Genomic DNA, 14,427 nt, shown 5'->3' on the forward strand with positions numbered 1-14,427 from the left:
GTTTGATTCACTAGTTAGGTGACAAAAAATATAGAATCGTACTAGTCACTAATATTTTTGAAATTTTTTTGATGCTGTAAAGAGGGATTCCGATGCTATATTTTAATCATGATTAATAGATATGTAATACATTATGAAAGATATTTTTAATTTCATTCGATCAGAAGAATTAGGAGAGGTAAAAGCACTTTTAAATAGTAACCCTGAGGTTGTGAACTCAAAAGACTCCAGAGGTTCTACCCCATTGCTACTAGCATCTTATTATGGTCTCGAAGATATAACTAAAGAAATTTTAAAATACTCTCCAGATATTGATATAAAAGATGGTGCTGGAAATACAGCACTAATGGGAGTTTGTTTTAAAGGACATTACAATATTGCAAAATTACTTATAGCATCTGGAGCAGATGTAAATCAAAAAAATGTAAATGAGGCTACTGCATTAATTTATGCAGCGACTTTTGGTCAAAAAGAAATTATTAAATTATTAGTAGAAAACGAAGCAGATATTTCTACTAGAGATAACCGTGGATGTACCGCAGAAATGCATGCAAAAAATCAGGGTTTAGAGGTTACCGGATTATTTAAGCTTACGCAGTGAAGAAGAACAACGACATAAAAAGTATAAAATCGGTAAATATTAGATCTATTGATTTTAAAAGACAATTGTTAATGTCCTCTGCTATGGTGGCTGTTTTTGAGTCTTTCTTAAAAGAGAGTATCGGAAATGAGGTATTAGTAATAAACACTAATATAGGAATGGAGGTATATTATTTTTCTAATAATGACTATAGTACATTTATTAGAGAAAGTATCCTATTATATACACTTACTCAGATAGATCATAAAAGACTTAAATTTAAAAATAATCAAAACAGGGAAGAAGTATATCAAAGTTTTTGTCAGGCATTAATTACATTTTCTCAATACCCTCAAATCTTTTTGGCATACACCAAAAAGTTCATTCATCTTAAAGCAAAAAACAAATCAAGTAGATTTGTGATTCCTATTTTAAACAGTTTTTTTGAAGAAGTACTTAAGGTACTTTCAAAGACGGGCAAAATACCACATTACGAAAAGATAAAAAAAGCAAAAAACAAATCTCATAAATCCGATCTGGATAAAAGTATTATTGAAAATTTAATTTCTGAAATTTTATTAAAGAAGCATTCTAATTAGTTTTGTTTTAGAATTGAAGTTATTTTGATAGCATATTTAGAAGTATCAATACTATAAATATGCGCACAATTGATAAAAACCATTAGCCTTTTACTTTCTTATTTCTGTAGCTAAATCGATAGTAGTTATCCTATTTTGAGATTTAGCTGTAGGAAAATGCTATTTTATTGAGATAATGTTTTAAATATTAGATCATGAACAGGGGAAAAACCCCCTTAAAACTACCTGCTTAACGTTAACATTTGTAGTATTAAACTTTCATTTTTAGGTGGAAAAATGTTAAAATTTCAATGAAAACACCTATTTATCGCCGAAATACATAGTATTTTGGTGATTACGTAAATATATTACGTTTTTCCCGTATTCGAATATTGAGAATCTGTACTACCTTTATAATGAATTGATTACGAAATGTTATATCGGTTCAAGAGTAAAAGTAAATTCGTCAAAATGTAAAATAATCTTCTATTGCCCCAGAAGAATGTTTAACACGGTTTAAAAAGATTAAAGATCAAAGAAAAGATCTCTCTTTTAAAATACCAATACTTCTATTACCCCAGAAGTATCCCAAATCTTAAAAATGATGACGAAAACTACTAAGCCTACACCAAACAGTACTATATTTAATAGTATACTTCAGATTAATAATCTTTTTAATAATTTCTTCTCTAAGACTTTAGTTAATGAAAATGATATTAAGTGTATTTTTAAAACAATATATCAGCGATTACTTTTTATCGTATCGATCCTGCTTTTATTATCTTGTACTACCGGTGATGACCTAGACGCTGTGGATATAGAGTCAGAGTTTTCGGCACCAGAGAAGATTGTAAAAGTTAATATTATTTATGTAGAGTCTTCAGAGACTTTGGATAAATCATCATATACTCTTAACGAAGCCGAGTTTATAAATTATTTGAATGGAGAATATTTTCACAGATTTGGAATAGGATTAGAATTAGGTGAATCTAAGAGCTTAGTTAATGAAGAACTTTATGATCTTAGAGATAATGAAGGTTCAGAACCTAGCACATTTTTGATGCAATCTCGAGAATCTTATGATAAAAGTAAAGTAAACATATATATAGTTAAAAGATGTAATATCCGTGCTATTGCCGGGATTGGAAGAGATCAAAGAGTATTGATAACAGATGAAAACTTATTTACTTCGACCACCCCACATGAAATAGGTCATGCGTTAGGTTTATTTCATAGTCACGAAGCAGAAAATATTATGAATACTGTAAATAAAGATTCTAGACATAACTTTAATGAAACTCAAGAAAAGAAAATAAAGAAACGAATCGATGAAATTAACTTGAATAATTAATCTAAGCAATTCATAGTTTGATTATGATGAATTATAAAATATACTGTCGATGATAATAAATTCAAATACCGACCATACATAAATAAACCTATAATTTTTACTGGCAACTTCTTCTTGATCATATATAAAAAGGATTTTCATCCTTAAATAATAGCTGTTTTTAAATAGTGGTATAGCGCTAATGATGAAATTAAGTTAAGAAAAAACAAAATTTTTAAAGATAAAAAAACGATAATGTACAGTTCAATACATTAGCAGTACAGTTCAATTCATTTAGTTTTTTATATAAGACATAGTGTTCCACCTTTGCATTAATAAAATCAATCAATTAATCAAAAAACGAACAGTTATGAATCTAATATCAAGAATTATTGTCGCAAACCTGTTTAAGGTAATATTGTTAATTCTTTCTCTACTCTTTATATCAAATATTAATGCCCAGTCTTATGCTGTAAATTATAATAAAGGCAAAACGACTATTAAGGTTCAGAATGGCATGTTTGATAATTTCTCGATAAATTATGAAGGAGAGATCACACTATCGAATGATGATAGAGATGTTATTGGTATTTCTGATGGTGGTTATCTCGAAATAAAAAAATCTGCTTTTGGTAGTAAACGCCGGATTGTAATCGAATCCGAAGGTAATGGTAAGCTTAATAAAAAGTATTTTGTTGGTTCTTCTAAAAAAGATTTTAATTCTGAAGGTAGAAAATGGCTTGGTGAGATTTTGCCAGAAATTGTAAAAACAACCACTTTAGGAGCAAAAGGTAGAGTAGATCGATTCTATAATCAGGGTGGTGCCAATATGGTATTTAATGAAATAAGAACGTTTGAAAGCGATCATGTAAAATCTACATATTTAAAGTTAATATTAGAAAAAAAACTAACTCCTAAAGAGATGGAGTCATTATTAAGGTTAGCGGGAGAAGAAATAAAATCTGATCATTACCTCGCCGAATTGTTAAGATACAAACAGCAAAACTTTTTTGCTTCAAACGCTTTAATATCTGCATATATAGAAGCAACAAAAAGTATTGGATCTGATCACTATGCTACAGTGGTATTAAATACGGCTATCGAAGATGGTAACCTTTCTGATGACCAGATAGGTAAACTATTTAAGATAACAGCAGAAATTGATTCTGATCATTATATGTCTCAAGTGCTTATCAATGTAATGAAGAAACGAGAACTAAATGAAACTAATCTTAATCTTTTAATCGAAAACTCTAAGCAAATTGGATCTGATCATTACAAAGCACAGGTACTAAATAAAGCGTTAGAGCTTCCGGGGATTTCTAGAGGAAATTACAATTCTTTTTTGGCCACGTTAGAAGATATTCAATCTGATCATTATATCACTACAGTGCTTTCTAGACTATTGGATAAGAAATTAAATAGTAGTGAATTAAGTGAATTACTTTCACTTGCAGGAAAATCAGTTGGATCTGATCACTATTTGGTAGAAGTTCTGACTAAGACCATTAATAAACAAGGTCTGGATGGTGAGAATATGGATGTCTTCATCCAGGCGTTATCCAGTGTTAGTTCGGATCATTATGCTTCTGTAGCTCTAATAAAGTTATCAAGGAAAAACCTGAGCAGCAGACAACTTCTAGAAATCCTTAACAATGCAACGTCTCAAATAAGTTCGGATCATTATTTGTCAGAAATTTTAGTAGCTTTTGCTCCATCAGTTAATAAATCTGGAGATAATGTAAAAGAAGCGTATCGTAATGCTTGTAAAAATATTTCATCAGAAACGTATTTCGGAAGAGCCCTTCGTGCACTAAAATAACAATACATATTTCATCCTGCCATTAGTCTTTTATATCTCTGTATTATTGACTATTTTGGTAGGATGAAGTCTAGTGTAGATCATTATATATACCAACCATCATCAATCGTGAAAAAGTATTTTACTATCATTTTAGTAGGGTTCATTCTGGGATTGCTTACGTATAGTTTTTTGGGATTTACCCAAGAAGAAGATAATACGAAACTACTATGGCTATCAGGATTTCTAGGAGTTATTATTATCTATACCAATACGATCTTCAATGAAATATTTAACAGGTTTATTTCCTGGAAAAAATATACGGGACTTCGTCTTTTAACAGGAGTGTTATCCAATACGATCATTTCCTTTCTATTCATAAGTCTTGTTTTATATGGATATGCTTTTATAAAAGAGGCACAAGTTTCTTTTATTGAAGATTATAGTGAAATATTGCTAAAATTGATTATTCTGATATTTTTTGCTTCTCTGGTGTATACTATTATTTATTTTGCAATACACTCTTATTATCAATATGCAAAAGGTCAAATAGTAGCATTACAATTAGAACGAAAACAAACCGAATTACAGTTAACAGCATTAAAATCACAATTAAGCCCTCACTTTTTATTTAATAGTGTAAACACAATATCTTCTTTGTTGTATAGTGATGTAAAAAAAGCAGAATTATTTATTCGAGAACTAGCCAAATCCTACCAGTATATTTTAAACAAATACGAAAACAAATGGTTAATTGTCGAAGAAGAGTTACAATTTGTGAATTCTTACCACTTCTTGCTGCGTACACGATTTAATGATCGTATTAATTTAGAAATTACATTGCCAGATTGGGTGTTAAAAAGTAAAATTCCGCCGCTAGCACTTCAAATGTTGATAGAAAATGCGGTAAAACATAATCAAATGACTTCTTCTGAAGTGTTAAAAATAGTTATCACCTGCGATGATCATAATATTAACGTATCAAATAATAAGACCATAAAACCTAAAGGAGTAGATTCCTTTAAAATAGGATTAGGCAATATTAGATTAAGGTATGATCTCATTTTTAATAAAACTATCGAGGTAATAGATGAGGAACAGTTTACTGTAAAACTTCCTATTATTTTATAAAGTAAGTTTACCTAAAAACGTTAATGTGAATTCAAATAAATACTAAAGTGCAAACAAGTGAATAAGTTATTTATACATCATCCAATATTTAGAATCATTAGCCCTCTTTGTAGTGGTGCTCTGGTGTATCTGCTTATTTTACTGGTTAATAATAATGTGACCCAGTTACAAGAAGAATTTCTTGGACAGGAATTATATGTGTGTATTGGGTTAGCATACCTTATCCAGGAATATTCTAGAATTTCTTTATTCTTTTTTGAAAAGCTAAAATTTCCAAATTCATTGGTAGGTAAGATTATGCTGCAAATCATTATTTCGGTAATTACTTCTATACTTTTGGTTTCTGGATCTATGTTTCTGTATTTTGATTTAGTGCTAGGGTTTACACCTAATAGTTCTGAGCTTATTATTTTCAATAGTATCTTTTCGGTGATTACAATAATATATCTTTCATTATACCTAAGTCATCAGTTTTTACATAAAATAAATACAGAAATAATGACAGAAGAACTATCTCTGAAAGAAGGGGTAGAACAGGATTTTATTCAATTTAAAAAAGGAATAAACCCTACATTAATGTTTGAAACTTTAGAGTCGTTAATACTGGTCATGAAAAAGGATACCGATAAAGCAGAATTTTTGGTAGATCATTTTTCGGCAGTATACCGATATATCCTTTCCAAAACAATAAAAGAGTTAGTACTTATTAATGAAGAACTCGATGCCTTGGATCAATTATTACTTTTATTTGAGTACTTACCATACAGAAAAACGAAATTTATTAAAGAAGAATCAATACATACATTAGTTGTTCCTGGTAGTCTTTTATCCTGTGCAGAACAAATTATAAGAAGTACAATAGTTTCAAGAGAAACAGAACTTGTCGTGACAATGACCCAGGATCCGAAATATGTATTATTAAAATATCCACATCAGGAAAAGATTAGCTATACTATGAATTGCAATAGTATCAAAGATATTCTGGATATGTATCGATTCTATACAGATATACCAATTACTGTTACCAAAGATGATATTTATACTATAATTTACATACCAAAACTTACTATTGATGAAAGTAGCAATAATTGAAGACGAACCTTTAGCCGCAGAAAAATTAGAACGTTACTTGTTAAAATATGATTCTGATATTCAGGTAATAAGTAAATTGGTTTCAATAGAAGAAGCGGCACTTTGGATAGACTCACATCAAGAAGAAGTAGATCTCTTTTTTATGGATGTTCAGCTTATAGATGGACTTAGTTTTGAGATTTTTAATAAAGTTAAAGTGAGTAAACCTGTAATTTTTACTACGGCCTTTGATGAGTTTGCAATTGATGCTTTTAAAGTAAATAGTATAGACTATCTTCTAAAACCAATATTGTTTACAGATCTTTCAAAAGCATTAAAAAAACTGGAAACATTACGATCTCAGTTTTTGGGAGAGATTAATGTTAGCCATGCGGTTAAGAATATGACTAGTACTGTGTATAAGAATAGATTTTTGGTTCGCCTGGGAAATCATATTCACTCAGTTAAGAGCGAGGATATTTCCTTTTTCTTTGCAGAAGGACGAGATGCTTACCTTGTTGCAGAAAACCGAAAAAAATACATGATAGAATATAAACTAGAAACTCTCGAAGAATTACTAGAACCCAAAAGCTTTTTTAGAGTAAATCGAACTTTTATTGTCAACATTAATGCTATCGAAGATGTATTGGTATATTCTAACAGGCGTTTAAAACTTACGCTAAACCAGAATATAGATAAAGAAATTGTTGTTAGCCGTGAGAAAGTTGCAGATTTTAAACAATGGTTTGAGGGAAATTAATGCATAATATTATTTTGAAACAAAAAATAGACACTCTGTACTAGAATAAATTTTTCTTCGAGTTGTAGATTTCAGTAAATGTAGATTGTACTCTTTTAGAGACTAGAAAATAAGGAATCCAGATTGCAGCCTTCAAGAAGGATTTACCTATATCCTTAAAAGCTTGAACCTTGTCTGCATCTGTATAAGATAATTCATTAAGATTAAAAGCAATGATAGTGTCTAGTGCGGGTACAACAAATGAGAATGCATAGAATATGATAATCATTTTAGGTAAAATTGTTCTACGGTTAAAAAAAAGGAAAATTATAAATATTGAAAAAACAACAAATACCGAATTGTATATCAGCTCAAAAACGATCAACAATGAGGTAAATAAAGCAGTAAATGATTCATGATCTTGGGTGATATAATTCCAAGTGGAAGCCGAAAAAAAATTGTCAAAATTAGTAAAGACTTCGATAGTTGTAATAATAGGAGTGAATATAAGTCCAATAGCAATAAGGATTAACCAACCTCCAATCTGAAGTTTTTTCTCGTTTTGTATTATCCGACCTATAATATCATAGTTTATATAGATTTTGAAAGCAAAAAATGAACTTAACGCAACCGAAATTAGGGATAGAAGAATTAAAACCCAACTAACTTTAGAGCTTTGTGTTACCAGATTTTTGTTATAAGTTAGCATATAAGATAACCCATCAAGTATCTTTTTGTGTTTTGAAATAAATGTATTGACTTCTGTAGGCTCTACATAGTTTTTCAAGGTTTTGTATGTATGTGTAAGTGTGATTTTCTTATTAGAATAATCAACATTATACCTGTAGTTAAATGAGTCGTTTTGTATAATAGTATCTGAATTTTGTGCATTCCAATCTTCAGGTAAATTTATTACAATTTTTTGTTCAAAATCTATTGGATATTGAACATAATAGGGCATAGTTCTTTCTGGGGATTTACTCAGATTAGCATATGATTCGATATTAAGTGGGTAGAATTCGCTTACAAGTATTTCACTATTTTGAGGAGATTTAACCCATAAAGAATCAATAAAATAACTCTCTTTTACAATTATTTCATTGGTGTTTTTTCGATTGTCAATTAATTCGATTTTGGAAAATTCTCTAATGCTGGGATATACTGCACTATAGAAGTTTAAATATTCCTTTTGTATTTTTTCTATATCTTTTTTTGCAAAATTCACTCTTTGGTCATCTGCATTTGAACCGCTGTACGTTGTCGTTACAAATAGATATCCTGTCCCACCAATTTTTTCTAAATCAAATTCTTCTACTACTCTAATTGTGTTTTTAGATTCTGATTCTATTTTTGATAATTGATTTTCTTTTTTATTTAGTAAAAGCCCAGTCTCATAGTCAGGAACATATAAGTTATCAATATTTCCTCCTTGATTACTTATAGTAGGATCAATGTAATAGTTTCGATTATTTTGTTTGACCTGAACGATACAATGATTAAATACATTTGGTGATGGCAATTCATCCCAAATGTTTTTTCCATTATAGGAGTTTACCAGAATTGGGGCTGCATCGAACTTAAAACTTTTTAAAATCTCACTCAATAAGAAAGATTTTGCCTTACAATCCCCATATCTTTGCTCAAGAACTTCAATAGGATTATTGGGTTTATGTGAATTTAATCCACCTTCGAACCCAAGATATCTAATATCATCCTGAACAAACCTTCTGATCTTATTTAATAAGGAATCTTTTGGAGTATTTAAAAATAATTTAGCAACTATTTTTTTGAGTTTCTTTTGATCCGAATTGTTGATTGTATAGTGTTTAGAGTATTGGTTAACGACTTCATTCCAAGAATTATATTCAGATATAGATACATTTGGCATAGGATCATACCAAGATGGTGTATTAGTGTCATAAATTAAAGGTTCGATATTTTTATTTTCCCAGATGTATTCTCTAACTCCGTCGTTTAGATTTGCGATAGACTCCTTTGCATTATTAAAATATTTAAAATTTAGCTGTCTACTTTCGGATATTATAACTCTATTATATAAGTGTCCTATTGGAATTGAGTATTGAAAGTATATTTTATTATGATATTTGTTTTCATAAATGGGATTTAAACCTATAATAGTAAACGAATAGTCAATGAAATCACCTTTTCTGACATCAGTTAAATTTATAAATGCTGTAAGAGTGCCATCATATAGAAAACGTTCCATATTAGTTTCTCTTTGAACAGTTTTTATTTGATCAGAAGACAGTTTATTGATTATAATACCATCTCGAATAATGCTGATATTATGAATAAATAATTTTTGGTAGGAAGGATCAAAATCTATATTTATATCAGAAACTTGCTGAATCCCTTCATTATTAATTACTTCAATTGTATAATGTGAAAAAAAACTATTGTTATCAAGGTTTTTTTGATAATCAATTATATGGTAATAATATCCAGATGTAATTTCTTTCTCTTTGTCCTCTAGATTTGATTTTTCTATTTTTTTGACCCAATTAGGTACTTTGACAATAGAAATTTTGTTTTTCTGCCCAAATCCATTTAAACATAGAATGGTAAATAAAATTAGAAGTATAAGTCTTTGCATATAAATGAATTAATACACCTCTTGAACAAATTTGGGGCTTTTTCAAAAGAAATAAATTAATAATGTCTACAATGCTTAAAACTCTGCATTAAGAGGTGTTCTTGGATAAGGAATCACATCACGAATATTACCCATCCCTGTTACAAAAAGAACAAGACGCTCAAAACCAAGTCCGAAACCACTATGTGTACACGTACCAAAACGACGAGTATCTAAATACCACCATAATTCCTCTTCTGGAATATTAAGAGCAGCCATCTTTTCTTTAAGCACATCCAAACGCTCTTCACGTTGAGAACCACCTACTATTTCTCCAATACCAGGAAATAAAATATCCATTGCTCTTACCGTTTTTCCATCTTCATTAAGTCGCATATAGAACGATTTAATATCTGCAGGGTAATCAAATAAAATCACTGGGCATTTAAAATGTTTTTCGACAAGAAACCTTTCATGTTCACTTTGTAAGTCAGCACCCCATCCATCAATAGGAAATTTGAATTTCTTCTTCTTATTGGGTTTAGAATTTTTAAGAATGTCAATGGCTTCAGTATAGCTTACTCGTTTAAAATTGTTCTCTAATATAAACTTTAATTTATCTCGTAATAACATTTCGGCACGTTCTGCCTGAGGTTTTTGTTTATCCTCCTGTACCAGGCGATTTTCTAAAAACTCAAGATCATCCGGGCAGTTATCTAAAATAAACTGGATTACGTATTTAATAAAGTCTTCTGCCAAATCCATATTGCCATCCAGATCACAGAAAGCTACTTCTGGTTCTACCATCCAGAATTCTGCAAGATGCCTCGATGTATTTGAGTTTTCTGCCCTAAAAGTAGGTCCAAAGGTGTATACCTGACCTAATCCCATAGCATAAGTCTCTGCTTCTAATTGACCAGAAACAGTTAAGTTTGTTTCGCCACCAAAAAAATCTTCTTTATAATCAACCTCACCATTCTCATTTTTCGGAATGTTATTAAGATCCATATTGGTTACTTTAAATGCTTCTCCAGCACCCTCGGCATCACTTTTTGTAATTACTGGTGTATGCACATAGTAAAAATCATTCTTTTGAAAATATTCATGTATTGCAAAAGATAATTTTGAGCGCACTCTCATGATAGCCCCAAAGGTATTGGTGCGAACTCTTAAATGAGCTTGCTCACGTAATTTTTCTAGCGAATGCCGTTTTGGAGATAAAATAGTAAGTTTTAACTCTTCGGGATCAGCATCTCCTTCGACTTCTACATTAGATATCTGGATCTCTACACGCTGTCCTTTTCCCTGGCTTTCTATAAGAATACCTTCTATTGCAACTGCCGCACCAACATTTATTCTGCTTTGTACAGTAGCATCGATTGTATTATCTTCTAAAACACACTGAATATTATTAATAGTTGATCCATCATTAACCGCTATAAAACGATCATTTCTAAAAGAACGAACCCAACCTTTAACAAGTACAGGCTGTAATAATTTATCACTTTGTAGTACCTCTATTATTTTAGTATGTTTCATCTGTTTTTTAATATTATTTGTTTTTGGTTTTATAGCCTTCAATACAATTTAATGAGCATAAAAACCAAGGATGTTTGAATTTTGAGGTAGCAAAGATAATTTTTTAATCCGATTGAAGCATAATCTTATGAATTCAAAAAGGGTATAGTAATTAAAATATATTTTGATACTCTTTTGGATACTGGTGAGTGTATACAATCAAAATACCAAAATCTGACGTTTTTTCGAATTATGATTCTACGTAAAAACCGTAATTAGATGTGTTTTTGATTGAAAAACAGACGTATTTGAGAGTTTTTTTGATAAATTATTGCAAAAAAAATAAGTTTCTGTTGATATTTAAAATACTGAAAATCAGTAATTTGAACACTGTTTTGTTGAATTTTACTTGTTTAAATAGTGTTAAAGTTTAAGCTATTTCGGTAAAAAGGGGATTTTTCCCCCCTATTAGGTATTTCAAAATATAAAAAGGGGCAGTATCTTGCATATGCAATTATGACGATTGTGTTTACGTTAAGTTTAGTTCGATAGGTTTTGGGGTAATCTATCTTACAGAAGTCCCGCTAGTTTCTAGCGGGGCTTTTTTTGTGAAGATATTATGTGTTCTTTATGTCTTATTTTCTTTATTCTTCCTCGCCTTGAGTTTCTTCAAGTTCTTCATCATTAGGAATGATTTTCAAGGTAGGTTCTTTAAGAGTTTTCTTATTTGCAATACTTCGTTCTAACGAAAGTAATAAGGAAGGAAGGAGCAAAAGATTTGCCAGCATAGCAAATAATAAAGTTGTTGATACCAAGCCTCCAAGTGCCTTGGTTCCCCCAAAACTAGATATCATGAATACCGAAAAACCAAAAAATAAAACAGTTGAGGTATAAAACATACTCACTCCTGTTTCTCGTAATGAAGCAAGAACAGATTTTCTAATCCTCCAATGATTTGATTTTAATTCTTGTCTGTATTTTGCAAGGAAATGTATAGTATCATCTACAGAAATACCAAATGCAATACTAAAAACTAATATTGTAGAAGGTTTTATTGGTACACCAAGATATCCCATAAGGCCTGCAGTCATAAGCAATGGTAATAAATTTGGTATAAGTGATATGACAATCATTTTCCAGGATCGAAACATCCAAGCCATAAAAAGAGCAATCAAGATCACCGCAAGGCCTAGAGAAAAAGATAAATTCCATACCAAATATTTAGTTCCTTTCTGAAAAATAAGGGCTTTACCAGTAAAAGAAACGTCATATCTGTCTTTTGGGAAAATTTTCTCTAATTGTGGTTTTAGGGTGGCTTCTATACGCTCCATTTCTTCTGTGCCTACATCTTTCATGAAAGTAGTGATTCTTGCGTATTGTCCGGTAGAATCCACATAACTATTCATTACTCCTACTTTAGATTCAAAACTTTTGGCATACGGTAAAATAAAATTTCGCTCCTGGCTGGTAGGTATTTGATAATATTTAGGATTTCCATTATAAAAAGCTTGCTTAGAGTATTTGACCAGATTAACAATAGAAATAGGCTTTGACAATTCAGGAGTTTCTTCGAGAAGCTCCTGTAGTTTTTCCATACGTTTCAATGTAGGTAATTTTAATACTCCTTGTTTTCTCTTGGTATCTACTAATATTTCTAATGGCATAACACCATCAAATTCTTCTTCAAAAAACTCTATATCCTTATAAAACCCGGCAGATTTGGGCATGTCTTCTAATAGGCTTCCAGAGACTTTTATAGTATAAATACCAATAATGCTAACGATTAGAATAATGACAGAAGAAAAGTAGATTGTTACTCGTCTGGTTTTTACCATCTTTTCCATCCAATCCATTAGCTTCTCAATCCACCCTTTACCCAGGTGTTTTAAGTGTCTTTCTTTGGGTTGGGGCATATAACTATAAATTATAGTAATGACCAGGAGACAAAGTATAAATAGAGCGATTATATTTAAAGAGGCAACAATACCAAATTCTTTAAGTAATTTACTTTCGGTTAGGGCAAAGGTTGCAAATCCTGAAGCAGTAGTTACATTAGTCATTAATGTAGCATTACCCACTTTGGTAATTACCCGTTGAAGAGATTTTGCTTTATTACCATGTTTTTTTATTTCTTGTTGGTATTTATTTATTAAGAAAATACAATTAGGAATACCAATTACAATTACTAACGGAGGGATAATAGCTGTAAGTACAGTTATTTCATATTCTAAAAGTCCTAAAATTCCAAAAGCCCACATTACTCCAATAATTACAGCAGTCATGGATATAAAAGTGGCTCTTAAGGATCTAAAAAAGAAAAAGAAAATTAATGAAGTAACCAGTAGTGCTGCAAGAATGAAAACTTCTATTTCATCCATTATGTTTTGAGAATTCAAAGTTCTGATATATGGCATACCAGATACTTTTACATCCATCTTGTACTCATTTTCAAAAGCTAAAACAGAAGGAAGTAAAACTTCTTCAATAAACTTTTTTCGCTTCTTGGTGTTTACGATATCCTTTTTGAGATACAGTGCGCTTTGGATGGTTTTTGATTTCGTGCTGTATACAAGCCCTTCATAAAATGGTAACTTATTAAATAACTCGTCTTCGTATTTGGATACTTGTTTTTCAGTATAAATAGAATCTTTAATAAAAGGAACTAACTCAAATCGTGCAGGATTATCTTCTTTTTTTAAAGTTTTAAGATCGGCTATAGAAACAACCAGGTCGATCTCTTCATATTTTTTAAACGAATTATTAAAATCATTCCATGCTTTTAGCTTTTTAGGAGTAAAAAGTGTGCTGTCTTTAACAGCCATTACGATTAGATTGCCTTCTTCACCAAATTTTTGAAGGAATTTTTGATATAATATATTTACCTCATGATCATCGGGGAGTAGATTCGCCTCTGAGTGAGAAAACTTCATGTTTTTCCACTGAAAACCTAAAAAAATCGTAATTCCTATTATTGCCAGAAATATTACCGCCCTATTGCGAAGTATAATTCCAGCCAGTGCATTCCAAAACCCGAAACTGAATAATTTTGCCATCCTTTATTTTCCTGCTGCAAATGTAAGGATTGG

General features: G+C 30.5%; 10 protein-coding genes. 7 read left to right on the plus strand and 3 right to left on the minus strand.

The window, feature by feature from the left end; all coding sequences use genetic code 11:
• Positions 1–133: 133 nt before the first annotated feature.
• The 7 genes from NNH57_RS20490 to NNH57_RS20520 all read left to right on the plus strand — a co-directional run bounded on the left by NNH57_RS20490 (position 134) and on the right by NNH57_RS20520 (position 7,251).
• Positions 134–601 (plus strand): ankyrin repeat domain-containing protein, encoded by a 468-nt coding sequence (locus tag NNH57_RS20490; protein ID WP_108807935.1) that lies wholly within the window; start codon positions 134–136, stop codon positions 599–601.
• Positions 598–1,179, plus strand: a complete 582-nt coding sequence (locus NNH57_RS20495; RefSeq protein WP_074409723.1) for a hypothetical protein — start codon at positions 598–600, stop codon at positions 1,177–1,179. Before NNH57_RS20490 ends, NNH57_RS20495 begins: the two co-directional genes overlap by 4 nt.
• A gap of 580 nt (positions 1,180–1,759) precedes the next feature.
• Entirely contained in the window at positions 1,760–2,509 is a 750-nt protein-coding gene (locus NNH57_RS20500) for a matrixin family metalloprotease (protein ID WP_108807934.1), read from the plus strand.
• A 349-nt stretch (positions 2,510–2,858) separates the two neighbouring features.
• Positions 2,859–4,310 carry a hypothetical protein gene (locus NNH57_RS20505; RefSeq protein WP_082995001.1) on the plus strand — a complete coding sequence of 484 codons (1,452 nt, stop codon included), beginning with the start codon at positions 2,859–2,861 and terminating at the stop codon, positions 4,308–4,310.
• 108 nt (positions 4,311–4,418) lie between these two features.
• Positions 4,419–5,420, plus strand: a complete 1,002-nt coding sequence (locus NNH57_RS20510; RefSeq protein WP_159099220.1) for a sensor histidine kinase — start codon at positions 4,419–4,421, stop codon at positions 5,418–5,420.
• A gap of 57 nt (positions 5,421–5,477) precedes the next feature.
• Complete coding sequence (locus tag NNH57_RS20515) at positions 5,478–6,512, plus strand: histidine kinase (RefSeq protein WP_132065778.1); 1,035 nt, start codon at positions 5,478–5,480, stop codon at positions 6,510–6,512.
• A complete protein-coding gene (locus tag NNH57_RS20520) occupies positions 6,493–7,251 on the plus strand; it encodes a LytR/AlgR family response regulator transcription factor (RefSeq protein WP_082994999.1) in 759 nt (252 codons plus the stop codon). Before NNH57_RS20515 ends, NNH57_RS20520 begins: the two co-directional genes overlap by 20 nt.
• 40 nt (positions 7,252–7,291) lie before the next feature.
• On the opposite strand, the gene NNH57_RS20525 is transcribed toward NNH57_RS20520, so the two are convergent.
• From NNH57_RS20525 to NNH57_RS20535, 3 genes are all read right to left on the minus strand, one after another.
• Positions 7,292–9,844, minus strand: a complete 2,553-nt coding sequence (locus tag NNH57_RS20525) for a DUF3857 domain-containing protein (protein ID WP_108807931.1) — start codon at positions 9,842–9,844, stop codon at positions 7,292–7,294.
• Positions 9,845–9,919: 75 nt separating this feature from the next.
• Positions 9,920–11,362: an asparagine--tRNA ligase gene (gene asnS / locus NNH57_RS20530; protein WP_074409753.1), complete on the minus strand. Its 1,443-nt coding sequence runs from the start codon at positions 11,360–11,362 to the stop codon at positions 9,920–9,922.
• A 623-nt stretch (positions 11,363–11,985) separates the two neighbouring features.
• Positions 11,986–14,394 (minus strand): efflux RND transporter permease subunit, encoded by a 2,409-nt coding sequence (locus NNH57_RS20535; protein WP_074409718.1) that lies wholly within the window; start codon positions 14,392–14,394, stop codon positions 11,986–11,988.
• Between the last annotated feature and the right edge of the window lie 33 nt (positions 14,395–14,427).

Origin of the sequence: Aquimarina spinulae (assembly GCF_943373825.1) — a bacterium.
Lineage (GTDB): Bacteria > Bacteroidota > Bacteroidia > Flavobacteriales > Flavobacteriaceae > Aquimarina > Aquimarina spinulae.